The 19187-nt window shown below is 70.3% G+C and carries 20 protein-coding genes; 16 read left to right on the top strand and 4 right to left on the bottom strand.

Features of this window, described 5'->3' with window-relative positions:
* The first annotated feature begins 175 nt into the window (after positions 1-175).
* Together BMZ45_RS08400 and BMZ45_RS08395 are read left to right on the top strand one after the other, a co-directional pair.
* Positions 176-2068 carry an HAL/PAL/TAL family ammonia-lyase gene (locus BMZ45_RS08400; protein ID WP_091635012.1) on the top strand — a complete coding sequence of 631 codons (1893 nt, stop codon included), beginning with the start codon at positions 176-178 and terminating at the stop codon, positions 2066-2068.
* Between the two features lie 52 nt (positions 2069-2120).
* Positions 2121-2666 carry a prolyl hydroxylase family protein gene (locus BMZ45_RS08395; protein ID WP_217643173.1) on the top strand — a complete coding sequence of 182 codons (546 nt, stop codon included), beginning with the start codon at positions 2121-2123 and terminating at the stop codon, positions 2664-2666.
* A gap of 120 nt (positions 2667-2786) precedes the next feature.
* Here the strand turns inward: BMZ45_RS08395 and BMZ45_RS08390 are convergent, their stop codons facing one another.
* Complete coding sequence (locus tag BMZ45_RS08390; RefSeq protein WP_091635008.1) at positions 2787-4655, bottom strand: sensor domain-containing diguanylate cyclase; 1869 nt, start codon at positions 4653-4655, stop codon at positions 2787-2789.
* A gap of 282 nt (positions 4656-4937) precedes the next feature.
* Between BMZ45_RS08390 and BMZ45_RS08385 the strand changes: the two genes are divergently transcribed.
* From BMZ45_RS08385 to BMZ45_RS08325, 13 genes are all read left to right on the top strand, one after another.
* Complete coding sequence (locus BMZ45_RS08385; protein WP_256374552.1) at positions 4938-5228, top strand: YerC/YecD family TrpR-related protein; 291 nt, start codon at positions 4938-4940, stop codon at positions 5226-5228.
* Positions 5229-5284: 56 nt separating this feature from the next.
* Positions 5285-6199 carry an ATP phosphoribosyltransferase gene (hisG, locus tag BMZ45_RS08380; RefSeq protein ID WP_091635002.1) on the top strand — a complete coding sequence of 305 codons (915 nt, stop codon included), beginning with the start codon at positions 5285-5287 and terminating at the stop codon, positions 6197-6199.
* Positions 6200-6213: 14 nt separating this feature from the next.
* Positions 6214-7515 (top strand): histidinol dehydrogenase, encoded by a 1302-nt coding sequence (hisD, locus tag BMZ45_RS08375; RefSeq protein WP_091636350.1) that lies wholly within the window; start codon positions 6214-6216, stop codon positions 7513-7515.
* Positions 7512-8603: a histidinol-phosphate transaminase gene (gene hisC / locus BMZ45_RS08370; protein ID WP_091635000.1), complete on the top strand. Its 1092-nt coding sequence runs from the start codon at positions 7512-7514 to the stop codon at positions 8601-8603. The genes hisD and hisC overlap by 4 nt, the downstream gene beginning before the upstream one ends.
* A gap of 22 nt (positions 8604-8625) precedes the next feature.
* On the top strand, positions 8626-9705 hold the full coding sequence (gene hisB, locus BMZ45_RS08365) for a bifunctional histidinol-phosphatase/imidazoleglycerol-phosphate dehydratase HisB (RefSeq protein WP_091634997.1): 1080 nt from the start codon (positions 8626-8628) through the stop codon (positions 9703-9705).
* 130 nt (positions 9706-9835) lie between these two features.
* Entirely contained in the window at positions 9836-10438 is a 603-nt protein-coding gene (gene hisH / locus BMZ45_RS08360) for an imidazole glycerol phosphate synthase subunit HisH (RefSeq protein WP_091636348.1), read from the top strand.
* Positions 10435-11184 (top strand): 1-(5-phosphoribosyl)-5-[(5-phosphoribosylamino)methylideneamino]imidazole-4-carboxamide isomerase, encoded by a 750-nt coding sequence (gene hisA / locus BMZ45_RS08355; protein WP_091634994.1) that lies wholly within the window; start codon positions 10435-10437, stop codon positions 11182-11184. The genes hisH and hisA overlap by 4 nt, the downstream gene beginning before the upstream one ends.
* Positions 11178-11954 carry an imidazole glycerol phosphate synthase subunit HisF gene (gene hisF, locus BMZ45_RS08350; RefSeq protein ID WP_091634991.1) on the top strand — a complete coding sequence of 259 codons (777 nt, stop codon included), beginning with the start codon at positions 11178-11180 and terminating at the stop codon, positions 11952-11954. Before hisA ends, hisF begins: the two co-directional genes overlap by 7 nt.
* Positions 11955-12000: 46 nt before the next feature.
* On the top strand, positions 12001-12615 hold the full coding sequence (gene hisIE, locus BMZ45_RS08345) for a bifunctional phosphoribosyl-AMP cyclohydrolase/phosphoribosyl-ATP diphosphatase HisIE (protein ID WP_254776603.1): 615 nt from the start codon (positions 12001-12003) through the stop codon (positions 12613-12615).
* Between the two features lie 246 nt (positions 12616-12861).
* Positions 12862-14484 carry a calcineurin-like phosphoesterase C-terminal domain-containing protein gene (locus tag BMZ45_RS08340; protein WP_091634986.1) on the top strand — a complete coding sequence of 541 codons (1623 nt, stop codon included), beginning with the start codon at positions 12862-12864 and terminating at the stop codon, positions 14482-14484.
* Between the two features lie 4 nt (positions 14485-14488).
* Positions 14489-15073 (top strand): YdeI/OmpD-associated family protein, encoded by a 585-nt coding sequence (locus BMZ45_RS08335; protein ID WP_091634984.1) that lies wholly within the window; start codon positions 14489-14491, stop codon positions 15071-15073.
* A 133-nt stretch (positions 15074-15206) separates the two neighbouring features.
* Positions 15207-15665, top strand: a complete 459-nt coding sequence (locus BMZ45_RS08330) for a type II 3-dehydroquinate dehydratase (RefSeq protein ID WP_254776581.1) — start codon at positions 15207-15209, stop codon at positions 15663-15665.
* A 22-nt stretch (positions 15666-15687) separates the two neighbouring features.
* Positions 15688-15891 (top strand): hypothetical protein, encoded by a 204-nt coding sequence (locus tag BMZ45_RS08325; protein ID WP_091634981.1) that lies wholly within the window; start codon positions 15688-15690, stop codon positions 15889-15891.
* A 927-nt stretch (positions 15892-16818) separates the two neighbouring features.
* On the opposite strand, the gene mtnC is transcribed toward BMZ45_RS08325, so the two are convergent.
* On the bottom strand, positions 16819-17514 hold the full coding sequence (mtnC, locus tag BMZ45_RS08320; protein WP_091634978.1) for an acireductone synthase: 696 nt from the start codon (positions 17512-17514) through the stop codon (positions 16819-16821).
* Positions 17515-17661: 147 nt separating this feature from the next.
* Here mtnC and BMZ45_RS08315 point away from each other — a divergent pair, with 147 nt between their 5' ends.
* Complete coding sequence (locus BMZ45_RS08315; protein ID WP_056173816.1) at positions 17662-17928, top strand: hypothetical protein; 267 nt, start codon at positions 17662-17664, stop codon at positions 17926-17928.
* A gap of 18 nt (positions 17929-17946) precedes the next feature.
* Here BMZ45_RS08315 and BMZ45_RS08310 read toward each other — a convergent pair whose 3' ends face one another.
* On the bottom strand, positions 17947-18504 hold the full coding sequence (locus tag BMZ45_RS08310) for a 1,2-dihydroxy-3-keto-5-methylthiopentene dioxygenase (protein WP_091634976.1): 558 nt from the start codon (positions 18502-18504) through the stop codon (positions 17947-17949).
* Positions 18501-19139 (bottom strand): methylthioribulose 1-phosphate dehydratase, encoded by a 639-nt coding sequence (locus tag BMZ45_RS08305; RefSeq protein ID WP_091634973.1) that lies wholly within the window; start codon positions 19137-19139, stop codon positions 18501-18503. The genes BMZ45_RS08310 and BMZ45_RS08305 overlap by 4 nt, the downstream gene beginning before the upstream one ends.
* Between the last annotated feature and the right edge of the window lie 48 nt (positions 19140-19187).

Here is a 19187-nt window from a genome sequence, read left to right as displayed (position 1 = left end):
CCGGATCGGAATCCGGCGTGAGGGCGTACCGAATCACCCCGTGGCGCGCATCCGCCGTCGCGGTTCCCAATGTGGCATAGACGCACCGACTCCCGAGTACGCTCGGCCGGGCCAGACCGTTCGCGGTGAACGCCCGCCGTTCAGATGATCGCCAGGGTGCGAGGCGAGGTTACAGATGAACAAGATTCAACTCGACGGCCGTTCGCTGACGCGCGCGCAACTGGTGGCGGTGGCTTACGGCGCGCAGGTCGAACTGGCCGCCGCGCAACTGCCGGCGGTGCAACGCGCGGCCGACTTCCTGGCCGAACAGGTGCGTCGCGAAGAACCGATTTACGGCGTTTCCACCGGCTTCGGCAGCAACGCCGACCGTCTGCTCGGCGCCCATCACCTGCGCGACCAACTGCCCGGTGCGCAGGCCTCGGGCGAGACTCTGCACGAAGAGCTGCAGCGCAATCTGATCGTCACCCACGCGGTCTGCGTGGGTGAGGCGTTCGCGCCGGAGATCGTGCGCGCGATGCTGTGCATCCGCATCAATACCCTGATGCGCGGCCACTCCGGCATCCGCGTGCAGACCCTGCAGGCGCTGACCTCCATGCTCAACGCCGGCATCGTGCCGGTGGTGCCGCAGCTGGGTTCGGTCGGCGCCAGCGGCGATCTGGCGCCGTTGTCGCATCTGGCGATCGTGCTGCTGGGCGGCGGCGAAGCCTTCTATGAGGGCGAGCGCATGCCCGGCGCGCAGGCGCTGGAGCGCGCCGGCCTCAAGCCGGTCACGCTGTCGTACAAGGAAGGCCTGGCGCTGAACAACGGCACCGCGCAGATGCTGGCCTGCGGCGTGCTGGCGCTGGAGAAGCTGGAGGATCTGGCCGACACCGCCGACCTCGCCGCGGCCATGACCATCGACGCCTTCGCCGGCCGTCTGGGCGCGTTCGCCGAGGAAGTGCACGCGCTGCGCCCGCATCCGGGCCAGGTCGAGGTGGCCGCGCACCTGCGCCGCCTGCTCGAAGGTTCGACCCTGTCCGACATTCCCTACCATCTGGTGCCGCGCTTCCGCGCCTGGCAGCCGCGCAGTTGGGACACGCCGGAATCGCAGGCGCTGCGCTTCGACATCGGCTGGGACTGGGTGCCGTTCGGCCAGCGTCACGGCCGCGAGAAGTTCTATCTGCGCTTCCGTCCGTTCCGCGGCGGCAAGAAGCACCAGCCGCAGGACAGTTACTCGCTGCGCTGCATTCCGCAGGTGCACGGCGCCGTACGCGACGCGCTGGCCCAGGCCGCGCGCGTGCTCGAGGTGGAGCTCAACTCGCTCACCGACAACCCCATCGTGTTCCCGGACGCGCAGGCCGAGCACGTCGAACAGCAGGTGATCTCGGCCGGCCACTTCCACGGCATGCCGCTGGCGCTGGCGATGAGCTACGTCAAGGCCGCGATCCCGGTGCTGGCCAGCATCTCCGAACGCCGCCTCAACAAGCTGGTCGATCCGGCCACCAACGACGGCCTGCCGGCGTTCCTGATCGGCAACGAGGACTCGACCGAGTCCGGTCACATGATCGTGCAGTACACCGCCGCGGCCATCGTCAACGACCTGGCCAGCCGCGCGCATCCGGCTTCGGTGTATTCGATCCCGACCAGCGCCAACGCCGAAGACCATGTATCGATGGGCGCCAACGAGGCGCGCCACGTGCTGGCCATGGCCGACGATCTGGGCAAGGTGCTGGCGCTGGAGCTGTACACCGCCGCTCAGGCCCTGGACCTGCGCCGCGACATGATCAATGCGGCGCGCGATCTGGCCGATCGCGCCGATGCGCCGGCACTCGCCGGCAAGGTTGCCGGCGGCCCGCTGCCCGGCGACGCCGACCACGCCGGCTTCCTGGCCGAGGTCGAAGGCCTGCGTAGCGAGCTGGCGGCGGCCGAGGAGTTCCGTCCGGGCCGCGCGGTCGCGGCCGCGCACGCCGCGATCCGCGAACGCATTGCCTTCCTGCCGCGCGATCGCGCCCTGGACGGCGAAGTCGCGACCGCGCTGCGCATGGTCTCCGACGGCAGCGTGCTGGCGGCGGCGCGTTCGGTGCTGTGAGCACGACGACGGGATACGGCGCCGCCGTATCCCGTCGCTACGAGGTAGCCTCATGCGGGTGATCGCGCATACGGATCAGGTATTCAGCGTCGAGGATTTCCTCGACGCCGATGAGTGCACGGTGCTGATCGAGCTGGCCGAGGCACGCGGCTTCGCCGCCGCCGACGTGCGCGCGCCGGGCGGCGCGCGGGCGATACCGCAGGTGCGCAACAACGAACGCGTGGTGTTCGAGTCGCCGGACTGGGTGCAGCGCTTGTGGCGCGGCCTCGGCGAGGTTGCCTTGCCGCTGCTGGAAGGCGAGGCGGCGATCGGCCTGCCTCGCGCGCTGCGCTTCTACAAGTACGGCCCCGGGCAGCGTTTCCGCATGCACAAGGACGGGCCCTGGCTGGAGGACGGACGCAGCAGCCGGCTGACCCTGCTGGTCTATCTCAACGAAGGGTTCGCCGGCGGCGATACCGACTTCCGCGGCTTCCGCGTGGTGCCGCGCACCGGCGCGGCGCTGCTGTTCGTGCACGACACCTGGCACGAGGGTGCGGCGGTGGAGGCGGGGACCAAGTACGTGCTGCGCTCGGACGTGATGTACGCACCGTCCGCTTGAGGCGGCCGTAGGGTGTGGTGAGCCGTAGGCGAACCGCGCCATCGCATTGCAGGGTGCGTCGCGACTTGGCGGGCGATGCGGTTCGCTGCGCTCACCGCATCCTAGGTGGCGCGCTGGGCGCTAATGGTGTCGGCGTTCTTCCGGGGCCGAGGTGCGCACGCAGTCGCGGCCATCGGCCTTGGCCTGGTACAGGGCCTGATCGGCGTCCTGCAGGGCGGGGTCGATCGCGTTGTCGCAGTCGCTGTCGTTGTCGGCCTCGCGTGCGATCGCGTGCACGCCGATGCTGGCGGTGATGGTGATCGCGTGTTCGCCGCTGCGGCAGGGCTGCTCGCGCAGGTGCTGGCGCAGGTCTTCGGCCACGCGCGAGGCCGCCTGCAGGTCCAGGCCGGGCAGGGCGACGATGAATTCCTCGCCGCCGAAGCGTGCCAGCAGCGCGCGATGCGGCTGCAGGGCATGGCCCATGGTGCGCGCGGCCCAGCACAGGCATTCGTCGCCGACCAGGTGGCCGTAGCGGTCGTTGATCTGCTTGAAGTGGTCCAGGTCGATCATCAGCAGCGACAGCGGTCGTCCGCTCTGCTGCGATTTCTCCAGCAGCTCCTGAAACACGTTGCGGAAATGAGTGCGGTTGTGCAGGCCGGTCAGGCCGTCGCGCTGGCTGCTTTCGCGCAGGCGTTCGTGCGCGTCCTCCAGCTGCGCCAGCGCGCTGCGCAGCTCGACCGTGCGCTGCTCGACCTTGTGTTCGAGCTGGGTCTTGGCCTCGTGGACGATGCGTTCGTTCTCGTTGCGCAGCGAGGCGTAGCGATAGCCCAGCGCCACCGACAGCAGCAGCATCTCCAGCGCCGAGCCGATCTGCACGCCGTATTCGGTGATGAACACCTTGGGCAGCAGGCCGAACGCGATCGCGGTGAACATGCCGGTGCCGAGCAGGAACATCGACCAGGCCAGCAGGAACAGCTGCGCCGGCTTGTAGCCGCGGCGCAGCACCACCAGGGTCGCGACGGCGATCCAGGCGATGCTGAAGAACACCGCCGCCGACGCGAGCGGGGTGGCGACGTTGTAGGGCAGGCGGGTCGCGGCGATGCCGAGCAGGACGAAGAACGCGATCATGCCCAGGCCGACCCGGTCGCCCAGGCGCCAGCGCTGCTTCAGCCCCAGGAAGGTGCGCGCGAACTGCTGCATGCCGACCTGGGCCAGACAGATCGACAAGGGCACCGATTTGTCGGCCAGCCAGGTCGAACGCGGCCACAGGTATTCGAAGCCCAGGCCGTTGAGGGTCAGCAGGACCAGGCCGAAGGCGGAGATGTGCAGCAGGTACCAGAAGTAGCTGGCGTCGCGCAGGCTCAGCCACAGCACCAGGTTGTAGATGAACAAGGCCAGCAGGATGCCGTAGTACAGGCCGATGCCGAATTGCGCATCGCGCGAGACCTCGGTGAACGCGGTGGGCGTGAACAGGGTCAGCGGCACCTGCATCGAGCTCTGACTCTGCACGCGCACGTACAGATCGGCGGGCTGGTCGGCCGGCAGGTTCAACCAGAAGTTCGGATGCCGGTAACGGATGCTGCGCGAAGAGAAGGGCAGGCTGTCGCCGCCGGCCAGGTGATCGACATGGCCGTCGGGATGGCGCGTGTAGACGTCGATGCGGTCGCTGAGCGCGTACTGCTGCACCAGCAGCCAGCGCGGCTCGTTGCGGTCGCGGTTGAGCAGGCGCACGTGGAACCAGTACGCGCCGGGTTGGAAGCCGAACGCGGCGTTGCCGTTGGGCAGGGGCGCGTACCGGCCTTCGCGCAGCGCGCGCTCGGCGCCGATCAGATCCTGGCGGCCGTCGACGTCGTGGTAGTAGGCGATGTGCGGTTCCAGCGGCACGCCGACATGGGTGCCGTCCAGCACCAGCGCGGTGTCGGTCTTGGCGAACGCGGCCCACGATGCACCGACGAGGCATAGCCCGAGTACGAGCAGCCAAAGCTGTAGGCCTCTCCAACCACGCCCCATGCGCACCCTCTCCGTTGGTCCGGCCGGCGGTGGGTCTACGCGGCGCGGGCTCGGAGGCAGTCTACGCTCCGGCACCGCCCTAGTTTGCAGCCTGCGGCGCCTTAGGCGGAGCGCCAGCGACCGCCGGTCGGTCGTTCTTATTGTGATGAACGGCGGTTTTCGCCGATCCCGGCCGGCCGCGGCGGGCGGCTTGACGGGCGCGGCCCGCTTCGGCTAATGTATTAACGCGTTAATACATTAACGAAAGAGCGAACCGTCCCAGTGAAGCGCCGCGCCGTAGACATCGATGACAGCGAAGACCCGATCGCCAGCCTGGCGACCGCGCTGTTGGGGCTGCGCAATCCCGAGCAGATGCGGGCCTTCCTGGAAGACCTGTGCACGCCGGCCGAACTGGAAGCCATGTCCGACCGCTGGCGGGTCGTGCCCTTGCTGCGCGACGGCATGCCTTATCGCGAAATCCACGCCCGCACCGGGGTCAGCGTGACCACGATCGGTCGGGTCGCCCGGATGCTGGAACGCGGCGCCGGCGGCTACGCCGCGGCCCTGCATCGACGCCCCACGCGCGTCCGCTGAACCGTCGTGCCGGGCCCTGAGCGCCCTCCATCCCCCGCCTCTTCGAGATGTCCCCCATGAGTCCTCCCGCCAGCCCGGCCGCGCGCGACCGCCTGCGCATCGCGATCCAGAAATCCGGCCGCCTCGCCGAGCCGGCGCGCGCGCTGTTGGCTTCCTGCGGCCTGAGCTGGCGCGAAAGCCGCGACCGCCTGTTCTGCTACGGCGAAACCCTGCCGGTGGACCTGCTGCTGGTGCGCGACGACGACATCCCCGGCCTGATCGCCGACGGCGTCTGCGACCTCGGCGTGGTCGGCCGCAACGTGCTGCTGGAGCAGGACGGCGACCGCCGCGGCAACGGCCGCGCCGCGGCGTTCCGCGAATGGCGCGCGCTCGGCTTCGGCGCCTGCCGGCTGGACCTGGCCGTGCCCGAAGGCTGGGACTGGCAGGGGCCGGCGCAGCTGTCCGGCAAGCGCATCGCCACCAGTTATCCGGCCCTGCTGTCGCAGTGGCTGGCCGCGCAGGGGGTGGACGCGCAGGTGGTGCTGCTGTCGGGTTCGGTCGAGATCGCGCCGCGCCTGGGCCAGGCCGAGGCGATCTGCGACCTGGTCTCCAGCGGCGCCACCCTGGCCGCGAACCAGCTCAAGGCGGTGACCACCTTGATCGAGAGCGAGGCGGTGCTGGCCGGCCCGATCAATCCCTTCGACGACGTGCGCGGCGAACTGGCCGATCTGCTGCTGCGCCGCCTCGACGGTGCCCTGCGCATCCGTCACAGCAAGTTGTTGCTGTTCCAGGCCCCGCGTCAGTTGCTGGCCGATCTGTTGCCGCTGCTGCCCGACGCCGAGGCGCCGACGGTGATGCAGCTCGACGGCGGTGACGGCGTCGCGCTGCAGGCGTTGTGCCACGGCGCGGTGACCTGGCAGCGCCTGGAGGAACTCAAGCGCGCCGGCGCGCGCGGCCTGATGGTGCTGCCGGTGGAGGGCATGCTGGCATGAGCGGCGAGGGCAGCATGCAGCGCCTGCGCTGGAGCGCGCTGGACGAGCAGGAGCGCGAGTCCGCGCTGCGCCGTCCGGCCCAGCAGACCCGGCGCGAAACCGCCGAGGCGGTGGCGGCGATCCTGGAACAGGTACGGCGCGACGGCGACGCCGCGCTGCGTGCGCTGAGCGCGCGTTACGACGGCGTGGCCCTGGACGCGTTCGCGGTCGGCGCCGAGGAATTCGACGCCGCCGAGCGCGAGATCGCCACGCCGCTGCGCGCCGCGATCGACCAGGCCGCCAGCCGCATCGAGGCCTTCCACGCCGCCGGCATGACCCAGCCCTACGCGTTGGACAGCGGCGACGGCGTGCTTTGCGAGCGCATCCTGCGCCCGATCCAGCGCGTCGGCCTGTACGTGCCGGCCGGCTCGGCGCCGCTGCCGTCCACCGCCTTGATGCTGTGCATGCCCGCGCGCCTGGCCGGCTGCCCGCGGATCGCGCTGTGCACGCCGCCGCGCCGCGACGGCCGCGCCGATCCCGCGGTGCTGTACGCCGCGCGTCGCTGCGGCGTGGATTCGGTCTACAAACTCGGCGGCGCCCAGGCGATCGCCGCCATGGCCTTCGGCACCGCCAGCGTCGGCAAGTGCGACAAGCTGTTCGGGCCGGGCAATGCTTACGTCACCGAAGCCAAGCGCCAGGTCGCGTTGCTCGAGGGCGGGGCGGCGATCGATCTGCCGGCCGGACCGTCCGAAGTACTGGTAATCGCCGACGCCGGCGCTAACCCGGCGTTCGTCGCCGCCGACCTGCTGTCGCAGGCCGAGCACGGCCCGGATTCGCAGGTGATCCTGCTCAGCGATGACGCCGCGCTGCTGGACGCGGTCGAAGTCGAGATCGCGGCGCAGCTGGCGGCCCTGCCGCGCGCCGAGACCGCGCGTGCGGCCTTGCGCGCCTCGCGTTCGATCCGGGTCGACTCGATCGCCGACGCGCTCGACGTCAGCAACCGCTACGCGCCCGAGCACCTGATCCTGGCCCTGCGCGACGCGCGCGCCTGGCTGCCGCGCGTGCTCGCGGCCGGCTCGGTGTTCCTCGGCGATTGGGCGCCCGAAGCGCTGGGCGACTACTGCAGCGGCACCAACCACGTGCTGCCCACCAGCGGCGCCGCGCGCTATGCCGGCGGCGTCAACGTCGCCAGCTTCCAGGTCGCGATCACGGTGCAGGAAGTGCAGCCGCGCGGCATCGCCGCGATCGGCCCCTGCGCGGTCGAACTGGCCAGTGCCGAAGGCCTCGACGCGCACCGCATCGCGGTCGCATTGCGCCTGCAGCAGGTGGCCGCATGAGCGCGCCGCTGTCGCTGCTGCGCGAGGACCTGCGCGATTTCGCCGGCTACAAATCCGCGCGCAGCGAGGCCCTGAGCGGTTCGGTCTGGCTCAACGCCAACGAATCGGCCTGGGCCAACGCCGCCGACGACGCCGGCGCGCTGCGCCGCTATCCCGATCCGCAACCGCCGCGCCTGCGCGCGGCCCTGGCCGAACTGTACGGCTGCGCGCCCGAGCAACTGCTGGCCGGGCGCGGCAGCGACGAGGGCATCGACCTGCTGCTGCGCGCGTTCTGCCGCCCCGGCGGCGACGCCATCGTGACCACGCCGCCGACCTTCGGCATGTACGCGGTGTGCGCGCGCCTGCACGGCACGCGCGTGGTCGAGGTCGGTCTGCGCGACACGCCGGCCGGCTTCGTCTGCGACTTCGACGCGATCGCGGACGCGGCCGAGCAGGCCGCGGCCAAGCTGGTGTTCCTGTGCTCGCCGGGCAACCCCTCCGGCACCTTGCTGCCGCTGGACGCGATCGCCGCGCTCGCGCAACGCCTGAGCGAACGCGCGCTGGTGGTGGTGGACGAGGCCTATCTGGAATACGCGCAGGCGCCGTCGGCGATCGGCCTGATCGCCAGCCAGCCCAACGTGGTGGTGCTGCGCACCTTGTCCAAGGCGCATGCGCTGGCGGCGGCGCGGATCGGCAGCACCATCGCCGACGCCGCCCTGATCGCGGCGCTGCAGCGTTGCCAGGCGCCGTATCCGCTGGCGGAGCCCTGCGTGGCACTGGCCCTGCGCGCGCTCGACAGCGGTGCGCGCGCGCTCAGCCACGCCAATGCGGTCGCCTGCGTGCTGGAGCGCGAGCGCCTGTACGCCGCGCTGCCGGCCGTGCGCGGCGTGCGCCAGGTCTACCCCTCGCAGGCCAATTTCCTGCTCGCGCGTTTCGAACGCGCCCAGCTCGCGTTCGACGCGCTACTGGCCGCCGGTGTGGTGGTGCGCGACATGCGCGCGGCGCCGCAGCTGGGCGACGCCTTGCGCATCAGCCTGGGCACCGCCGAACAGAATGCGCGCGTGCTCGACACCCTGGCGCGCGCCGACGCGGGCGAGCGCGCCGCATGAACCCGACCCTCGAATCGTCCCTATGAGCCAGACCCCGCTATTGTTCGTCGACCGCGACGGCACCCTGGTCGCCGAGCCCGAGGATTTCCAGATCGACAGCTACGCCAAGCTGCGTTTCGTCGACGGCGTGATTCCGGCGATGCTGCGCCTGCGCGATGCCGGCTATCAGTTCGTGATGATCAGCAACCAGGACGGCCTGGGCAGCGCCGCGTTCCCGCGCGAGGACTTCGAGGGCCCGCACGCGCTGATGCTGCAGGTGTTCGCCAGCCAGGGCATCGTGTTCCGCGACATCCTGATCGACACCAGTCTGCCGGCCGACAACGCGCCCACGCGCAAGCCGGCGATCGGCCTGGCGCTGCCGCTGCTCAAGGACCGCGGCATCGACTGGACGCGCACGGCCATGGTCGGCGACCGCGACACCGATATCGCATTCGCGCGCAATCTCGGCATCCGCGGCTTCCAGTTGCGCACCGATGCCTTCGGCGGCGAGTGGGACTGGGCCGGCATCGCGCATGCGCTGGCCGACGCGCCGCGCACCGCGCGCATCCAGCGCAACACCCGCGAGACCCGCATCGAGGTCGGCGTGGATCTGGACCGCGAGGCCGATCCCAGCGTGTCCACCGGGCTGGGCTTCTTCGATCACATGCTGGAACAGCTGGGCAAGCACGGCGGCTTCGCGCTTGAGCTCACCTGCCAGGGCGATCTGCACATCGACGAGCACCACACCATCGAGGACAGCGCGCTGGCGCTGGGGCAGGCGCTGCGCGCGGCCCTGGGCGACAAGCGCGGCATCGGCCGCTACGGCTTCGTGTTGCCGATGGACGAGAGCCTGGCCACGGCGGCGCTGGATTTCTCCGGCCGGCCCTACTTCGTGTTCGAGGGCGCGTTCGCGCGCGAGCGCGTGGGCGACGTGCCGACCGAACTGGTGCCGCACTTCTTCCGTTCCCTGTGCGAGACGGCCGGGCTGAATTTGAATCTGAACGTACAGGGCGACAACGACCATCACAAGGTCGAGGCCTGCTTCAAGGCGGTCGCGCGCGCCCTGCGCCAGGCGATCCGGCGCGAGGGCCACGGCCTGCCCAGCACCAAGGGCACGCTCTGAGGGCACGCAGCGTCGTTCAGAAATGTGTAGTCCGCGTCGAAGCGGCGGCCGCAAGTCCGCTTTGCGACCGGAATGGCGATAGTTGAGCCGACCCGAAGCGGTCGGCGGTGGCACGAGCAAGAGGTTTTTCGTGACGGGCGTCGTACTGATCGACATGGGTGGGGGGAACATCGGCTCGGTGCGTTATGCACTGGAGCGGTTGGGTGCGCACGCAGTTCTGAGCGCCGACCCCGCCACGATCCGTAAGGCCGAGCGCGTGATTCTGCCGGGGGTCGGGGCGGCGGCGCCAGCGATGGCGCGGCTGCGTGAGCTCGGTTTGGTCGACACCATCCGGGCGCTGCGTCAGCCGCTGCTCGGGATCTGTCTGGGCATGCAGCTGCTGTTCGAGTCGTCCGAGGAGGGCGACGTGGAGTGTCTGGGGCTGTTGCCCGGACGCATCGGCAAACTGCAACCGCGCCAGGGAGTTCGCGTGCCGCACATGGGATGGAATGCATTGGAACGGCGACGTCCGTCGCCCCTGCTGGACGGCATCGCCGACGGCGACCGCGCCTACTTCGTGCACAGCTACGCGGTGCCGGTGGGCCCCGACACGCTGGCCGCAAGCGAACACGGTGTGCCGTTCTCGGCCGTGGTCGGGCGCGACAACCGCTACGGCGCGCAGTTCCACCCCGAGCGGTCGGCGGCGGTGGGCGCGCGTTTGTTGCGCAACTTCCTCGACGGGGTGCCGGCATGAACAACTGCACCTTGTACCCGGCCATCGACGTGCGCGCCGGCCGCGTGGTGCGCCTGCGCCAGGGCGACTACGAGCAGGAAACCGCCTACGACGAAGAACCCCTGACCATGGCCAAGCGCTACGCCGACACCGGCGCGCGCTGGCTGCACCTGGTCGACCTGGACGCCGCCCGCTACGGCGGTTACACCCTGGCGCCGCTGCTGCGCGCGATCACCACCACCAGTTGGATGCGTGTGCAGACCGGCGGCGGCGTGCGCAGCGAGGCCGACATCGAGGCCATCCTCGACGCCGGCGCCGACCGCGTCGTGGTCGGATCGCTGGCGGTGCGCGAACCCGACCGCGTCGGCGATTGGCTGCAGCGCTACGGCGCCGACCGCATCACCGTCGCCCTGGACGCGCGCCAATCCAGCACCGGCCACTGGCGCCTGCCGGTCGCCGGCTGGACCGAGGACAGCGGCGCCCAGCTGGAGCCGATGCTGGAGCATTTCGCCAGCGTCGGCGTGCGCCACCTGCTGTGCACCGACGTGTCCCGCGACGGCACCATGCTGGGTCCGAACCTGGATCTGTACCGGCACGTGCGCGCGATCGCCCCGGAGATGCAGGTGCAGGCCTCCGGCGGCATCCGCGACATCGCCGACATCGTCGCCGCGCATGACGCCGGCTGCCGCGGCGCGGTGCTGGGCAAGGCTCTGATCGAAGGCCGTTTCGGCCTCGGTGAAGCCCTGCACAAGGCGCAACGATGCTGAGCCGCCGTATCGTCCCCTGTCTGGACGTGCGCGATGGTCGCGTCGTCAAAGGCGTGCGCTTCCGCGATCACGTCGACATGGGCGATATCGTCGAACTGGCCTTGCGCTATCGCGACGAGGGCGCCGACGAGCTGGTGTTCTACGACATCACCGCCAGCCCGCAGGGGCGCAGCGTGGACCGCGACTGGGTGGAACGGGTGGCGCGCAGCATCGACATTCCGTTCTGCGTGGCCGGCGGCATCCGCAGCGTCGAGGACGCGCGCTCGGTGCTCAGCGCCGGCGCCGACAAGATTTCGATCAATACGCCCGCGCTGGAACGTCCGGCCCTGATCGGCGAGATCGCCGACGCCTTCGGCGTGCAGTGCGTGGTGGTCGGCATCGACAGCCTGCGCGACGAGGACGGACAATGGCGGGTGCGCCAGTACACCGGCGATCCCGAACGCACCCGCGCGCTGGCGCGACGCACCCTGGACTGGGTGGTCGAGGCGCAGGAGCGCGGCGCCGGCGAGATCGTGCTCAATTGCATGGGCAGCGACGGCGTGCGCCGCGGCTACGACCTCGAACAATTGGCGGCGGTGCGGGCCTGTTGCGAGGTGCCGCTGGTCGCGTCCGGCGGCGCCGGCGAAATCGCCCACTTCACCGAAGTGTTCCGCGGCGCCGACGCCGATGCCGCGCTGGCGGCCAGCGTGTTTCATTCCGGAACGATCCGCATCCCCGAGCTCAAGCGCGAGCTGCGTGCACAGGGCGTAGAGGTCCGTTATGAGCATTGAGTCCGGCGCCGCGCCCGCAACCGCGCGCGCGTGGGCGGACTTTTCGATGGACGGCCTGTCCTGGGACAAGCAGGACGGCCTGTTGCCGGCGATCGTGCAGGACGCCGCGACCCTGCGCGTGCTGATGCTGGGCTACATGAATCGCGAGGCGCTGGCGCAAACCCTGGCCAGCGGCCACGTCACTTTCTACAGCCGCAGCCGGCAACGGCTGTGGACCAAGGGCGAGACCTCGGGCAACGTGCTGCAGCTGCTCGCGATCGAAGCCGATTGCGACGGCGACACCTTGCTGGTGCAGGCGCGTCCGCAGGGGCCGACCTGCCACCTCGGCCGCGACAGCTGCTTCGAGCACGCGCCCGACGATTTCCTGGCCGAACTCGACGGCCTGGTCGCGCGCCGCGAACGCGAGCGCCCGGCCGGCAGCTACACCACCCGGCTGTTCGAGCAGGGCCGGCGCAGCATCGCCCAGAAGGTGGGCGAGGAGGGCGTGGAGACCGCCCTGGCCGGCGTGATCGAGGACGACGCGGCGCTGTGCGGCGAAGCGGCGGACCTGCTCTACCACCTGCTGGTGCTGCTGCGCGCGCGCGGCCTGTCGCTGGACGACGCGGTGGCGGTGCTGAAGTCGCGCCACGGCCAGCCGCATCGCGGTTCCGAGCCGGCCTGAGCAGGTTTTCGTGCCCCTGGGTTCCGGTTGTCTGTGGGAGCGGCGTAAGCCGCGATTCGACCTTCGGCATGCGACGAGAGCCGCGACCTACCGAGAGAACACCCGCCTGGAGCCGCGTCGGTTGACGAGTTGTCGCGCATCGCGGCTTACGCCGCTCCCACAGGAAGCGACAGCGCGCACTCGTGCGCTCCGGCACATGGATCGGTAACTCGGCGCCGCATAATGGGGCCCCGTTCGGAGCCCGCCATGCGCCCATCCGTCACCGCCTGCGTCCTCGCGCTCGCCCTGATCGCCCCGGCCCGCGCGCTGGCGCTGCCGCCGCCGTGCAACAGCGGCATCGTCTATGAAGACCGCAACGGCAACGGCAGCCGCGACGAGGGCGAGCCGGGCCTGCCGAATATTCGCGTGTCCGACGGCGTCGAGCTGGTCGTCAGCGACGCCCACGGCCACTACCATCTGCCCGCGATCGACGGCCGCACCAGCTTCGTGATCAAGCCGCCGGGCTACCGCGTCGGCCTTCGCGACAACGGGTTGCCCGATTTCAGCGTCAACGTGCAGCGCGAGCCGGGCCCCAAGCTCAAGTACGGCGGCATCCCCGCGACGTTCCCGAGCTGCCGCGACTACGCCCTGACCCGCGAGGCCACGCCCGCGAGCGCGCCGCTGGACGTGCTGGTGTTCGCCGATCCCCAGCCCAAGACCGCCACCGACGTCGACTACTACCGCCGCGACATCGTCGAGCCGCTGCTGGCGCAGCGCAAAGGCGCCGGCGCGATCGCCGACCTCGGCCTGAGCCTGGGCGACATCGTCCACGACGACCTCTCGCTGTACCCGGCCTTGAACCGCGCCACCGCCCAGCTCGGCGTGCCCTGGCTGCACGCGCCGGGCAATCACGATCTGGATTTCGACGCCGGCCGCGACGAAGACTCGCTGCTGAGCTATCGCCATGTGTTCGGCCCCGACACCTACGCCTGGGAAGAGCACGCGGCCTCGTTCGTGATGCTGGACGACGTGATCTATCAGCCCGGCCAAAAGCCGGACTACATCGGCGGCCTGCGCGAGGATCAGTTCGCCTTCCTCGAACGCTACCTGGCCGGCGCGCGCAAGGACCGCCTGCTGGTGATCGGCGTGCATATCCCGTTCTTCGACGCCGCGCCCGGCCGCGAGACCTTCCGCCACGCCGACCGCGAGCGTCTGTTCGCGCTGCTGCGCGAGTTCCCGCGCGTGCTGCTGCTCAGCGGCCACGGCCACATCCAGCGCCACGTCTATCACGACGCCCAGGACGGCTGGCACGGCGCCGCGCCGCTGCACGAATACAACGTCGGCGCCGCCTGCGGGGCGTTCTGGTCCGGCGTCAAGGACGCCCAGGGCATTCCCGCCGCGACCATGGCCGACGGCACCCCGAACGGTTACGCGCGCCTGGGCGTAAGCGCCGATGGCGCCTACCGCCTGAGCTGGCATCCCGCGCGCCTGCAGCCCGCGGCCGGGTCGACCCAGGCGATGTCGCTGCATGCGCCGCGCACGCTGCGCCGCGGCGCGTATCCGGCCTTCGGCGTGTACGCCAACGTCTACATGGGCCAGGACGACAGCCGGGTCGAGTTCCGCATCGACGACGGCGCCTGGGCGCCGATGCGGCGGCTTCCCAAGCAGGACCCGGCGCTGCTGGCCGAGAACGCGCGCGACGACGAGGCCGCGAACCTGCGCGGTTACGATCGCTCGCCCGAGGCCGAACCCTCCGCGCACCTGTGGCGCGGCACCTTGCCGACCGACCTGGCGGTGGGCGAGCACCGCATCGAAGTGCGCGCGCTCGACCCCTGGCAGGGCGAGCAGCGCGCGCACACCGTTTATCGCCTGCAGGACGCGAAGGAATAAGCGCATGGCCGTCGAACTGCCGACCGACTTGCCGATCGAACTGTTCGCCGACGCCGCGGCCTGGGAGCGCTGGTTGGAAGCGCACGCGGACGCGCCCGGGCTGTGGTTGAAGATCGCCAAGAAGAACCAGGGCGTGGTCTCGGTGTCGTATCCGCAGGCGCTGGACGTGGCGCTGTGCCACGGCTGGATCGACGGCCTCAAGCGCAGCTGCGACGAGCGCTATTTCCTGCAGCGCTTCACCCCGCGGCGGCCGCGCAGCATCTGGTCCAAGATCAACATCGGCAAGATCGAGGTCTTGACCGCGGCCGGGCGCATGCGCGCTGGCGGTCTGCGCGAAGTCGAGGCGGCGCAGGCCGACGGGCGCTGGCAGGGGGCCTACGAATCGGCGCGCAACATGGAGGTGCCCGAGGATCTGGAAAAGGCCTTGAAGAAGAACGCCAAGGCGCGGCGGTTCTTCGAGCAGCTCGACCGCACCAATCGCTATGCGGTGCTGTGGCGCATCGCGACCGCGAAGAAGCCCGAGACGCGCGCGGCGCGCATCGAGAAACTGGTGGCGATGCTGGAGCGCGGCGAAAAGATCCACGGCTGAGCCGTTGGGCTGAACGCGCGCCATCGGCGCGCGCGAATTTACGCGGCGGTTACGCCCGCGCCGCCGCCGCGGCATGGAGGCTTTACGCCGCCCGCGCCTACAGTGCCCGCAAGCGCGCCGCCCCGAGCGCGCAGTGAGCGACAACGTGTCCATCGTGATCTTGCGCGGTCCCGACTCCTCCCATGCCGGCGCCGGCACGCGCGTGCCCGACGTGGTGCGCGCGCGCCTGGCCGAGTCCGCCGCCGACGCCGGCAAGACCATCGCCTTGCGCAGCTGCCGCAGCGAGGCCGAACTGGTCGAGGGCTTGTGCGGCCTGCGTGCCGACGAAGTCGAACTGCTGCTGTTCGACCCCGGCGCCTGCGCGCCGGCCAGCGAACGCCTGCGTCGCGCGCTGGAGGCCTTGCGGACGCCCTACATCGAGGTCCACGACGACGACATGGACGCGCCCGAGCCGTCGCTGGCGGCCTGCGGCGGCGCCTGCCTGGCGCGTGTGCACGGCTATTCCGCACAGAGCTACACCCTGGCGCTGGCGATCGCGCTGGAGCACCTGGGTTGCGCCGAATGCGGGCATGGCGTGCACGTGGGCACCTGAGAGCAGCGCGTCGGCAACGCCCATGAGCGCGCATTACTACTACTTCGCCGATTACGAGATCCTGGTCGGCGGACGCTTCATCGTCTGGGGTCAGAGCACCCTGGACTACGTCCCGGCGACGCGGTTCGATCCCGCCGAAGTGCTGCAGCGCATCCGCCGCCAGGCGGCGGACGCGCACGGCGTGGAGAGCGCGGAAGTGCGCGTGCGCAACGTGAGCCGCCTATAACGCGACGACCCGCCTTTGGGGTAGGAGCGGCGTGAGCCGCGACCGCGAATCCGCGATTGCCGTCAAAGCCGAAATCGCCATTGATGCTGCGCTCACCCGCGTGCGCTCCAAGTCTCGCGCTCAGATACGGCGTTCGTCGTATTTGCGGCGACGCGGTCGCGGCTCACGCCGCTCCTACCCCAAAGCGGCGAGGCGGGATGGGCCCATGTAGGAGCGGCGCAAGCCGCGACCGCGAATCGGCAATCGCCTTCGACATCGCGGTAACCCGCGTGCACTCCAACCCTCGCGCTCGAAAGAGGCGTTCGTCGTGTTTGCGGTGGCGCGGTCGCGGCTCGCGCCGCTCCTACCCCAAAGCGGTGACGCGGCATGGGGGCATGTAGGAGCGGCGCAAGCCGTGACTGCGAATCAACGATCGCCTTCGACATCGCGGTAGCCCGAGTGCACTCCAATCCTCGCGCCCGCCCGCGTGGGCTCCAACCCTCGCGCCCCGAGGCGGCGTTCGTCGTGTTTGCGGTGGCGCGGTCGCGGCTTGCGCCGCTCCTACCCGGGGAGGGCGGGGTGGGTCGATAGGCGACGGGACGGTCGGATTGCCGGCGCCGTTGGAGAAATCGCGGCTTACGCCGCTCCCACAGGGGCAGGCAGGTCGGCGTTCGCGATCGTCATCGCCTGCACGGTCTTCACGCCGACGACATGCGCCTTGCGCCTCTGAAGACGCAGGGAGCTCTCGCAAAGATGTCCTTCGCTGGCTCGCGATCCCTGCGTTGGCGCAGCCGTTCGAGTATCGGCTGCAATCTGTCGCGCGCCGGCCTTCTGCGCGCTGGCTTTCTGTGGGAGCGGCGTAAGCCGCGATGCACGACCTGCGGGGCGCGCGATGGTCCCTCTCGCGCCATTCAGCAGCGCCGGCCCGGTAGCGCCGAATCGCGCCGCCTACACCTCGACCTGCGCGAACGAAGTCAGCCGCGCATGCCCATGCGCCGCCTCGCCCTCGCGCGGCTGCGGGTAGTCTTGCAGACGATCGATCAGCACCGTCGCCAGGCCGGCCTCGCGGGCGGCGTCGACTTCCTCGACCACGTCGGACAGGAACAGGATCTCGCCCGCCGGCAGGCCGATCGCCTCGGCGATGCGCGCGTAGCTGGCGGCTTCGCGCTTGCCGCCGATCTCGGTGTCGAACCAGCCCGAGATCAAGCCGGTCAGGTCGCCGTCGTCGCTGTGGCCGAAGAACAGCCGCTGCGCCGGCACGCTGCCGGAGGAATACACGTACAGCGGCAGGCCGGCCGCATGCCAGGCGCGCAGCGCGACGGCGGCGTCGGGATAGATGTGGGCGGTGAAGTCGGCGCCCTTGTAACCGTCGGCCCAGACCATGCCCTGCAGCGCCTTGAGCGCGGTGTGCTTGCGGTCCTCGTCGATCCAGCCCTGCAGCACCTCGACGATCATCTCGTCCTGGCACACGCCGCCGTTCTCGGTGGCCACCACGTCCAGCCACTTGCGCACCGCCGGCTCGCGACCGCGCGCGGCGACGAAGCCGGGCAGGGCGCGGCGCGCGTACGGGAACAGCACGTCCTTCACGAACGAGATGCTGCTGGTGGTGCCTTCGATGTCGGTGAGGATGGCGCGGATGGGCATGGCGGGGCGTCGCGGCGGGGACCTGGGATTGTCGCCTCCCGGCGCCGCCCAGGCAAAGGCGGCGGGCCGATGCGGCGGTTCACGCATCTCCGCCGGCGGCGTTCTAGCAGTTAGACGGGCCGTCCCGGACCCGATCGCGGAGCGCGCATGTCCATCGAATTCATCGTAGCGATCGCCGACAACACGGCCAACCGCACCATCGTGGAAGGCAACGATGTGCGCCTGAGCGGGGGCGGCGGCACCCTCAACGGCAAGGTGCTGATCCGGATCCTGCCGTCCGGGGTGGGCGCGGCCAACATCCGCCTGCACATCCGCAGCCCGGGCCCGTGGTGGGCGCTGGACGACGTACGCGACCTGCAGCGCTTCAGCCCCTTGGTCGAAACCGCGGTGCTCGCGGTCGAACGCTTGAGCTGAGCGCGGCGGCGCCCGGTTTCAGGCCGCCTGGCCCTTCTCGTAGCGGGGGAAGCGCTGGGCGATGTCGGTGCCGGTGAAATGGCCGACCCAGCCGTCCGGCTCGGTGAAGAAACGGATCGCGACGAAGCTGGGCTCCGGGCCCATGTCGAACCAGTGCAGGGTGCTGTCGGGCACCGAGATCAGGTCGCCTTGTTCGCACTTGATCTCGTACACGCCGCTGTCGACGTGCAGGGTGAACAGGCCGGAGCCGGCCACGAAGAAGCGGACTTCGTCTTCCTTGTGGTAGTGCTCGTCGAGGAACTTGAGGCGCATGGTCTCGCGCTGCGGGTTGTCCGGCGCGATGCTGACCACGTCCACGCTCTTGAAGCCGCGTTCGGCGACCAGGCGGTCGATGTCGGCGCGGTAGGCGTCCATGATCGCGTCCGGCGCATCGCCGGGCTGGACCGGGCGGCTGGCCTGCCACTGCTCGAAACCGACCCCGATCCTGCCCAGCTCGCGCGCCATCTCGGTGCGATCGCTGGTGCTCAGGCGCGGGCTGAGGGTGTCGTCTTCGTCGAATATGCGCAGGCGGCTCATCGCTGCAGTCTCCTCAATTCCAGTTCGCATCCGAGCAGGAACTCGAACGCCTCCAGATGGCGCCTCGCCTCGGGCATGTCGCGGCCCCAGGCGTACAGGCCGTGGCCGTCGATCAGGTAGCCCCACATCGCCTGTTGGTCGAGCAGAGCGTCGACCTGGGCGGCAAGGGTGTGCATGTCCTGGGTGTTGGGCAGCACCGGCAGTTCCAGGCTCATCTCGTGGGTGGTGTTGCCGGTGAAGGCCTTCAACAGCTCGTAGCCTTCCAGATGCACGTGGCCCATGCCGGCGTACAGGCGCGAGGCCACGGTCTGGGTCTGCGAATGGGTGTGCAGCACGCAGCCGATCTCGGGATAGCGCTTGTACAGCTGGGTGTGCAGCAGGGTCTCGGCCGAGGGCCGGTGGCTGGTCGCGACCGGCGCGCCCTCCAGGTCCACGACCATGATGTCGGCCTCGGTCAGGCGGCCCTTATCGCGGCCGGAAACCGTGATGGCGGCGTGCTGGGCGTCGATCCGGCGCGAGAAATTGCTGCTGGTCGCGGGCGTCCAGCCGCGCGCGGACAGCTCGCGCACGTTGACGATGATTTCGCCGGCGCAGTGGGCCAGGCGTTGCGGGTCGTAGGGCAGGGCGGTGCTCATGCCGCCAGTTTACAAATTCTGCGTGCCGGCGGCGTGTCCGCGGCCGGC

Origin of the sequence: Lysobacter sp. cf310 (assembly GCF_900114355.1) — a bacterium.
In the GTDB taxonomy this organism is placed as follows: domain Bacteria; phylum Pseudomonadota; class Gammaproteobacteria; order Xanthomonadales; family Xanthomonadaceae; genus Lysobacter.
The sequence above is the reverse complement of the archived record's forward strand: the minus strand, read 5'-3'. Positions and strand labels throughout refer to the sequence as shown.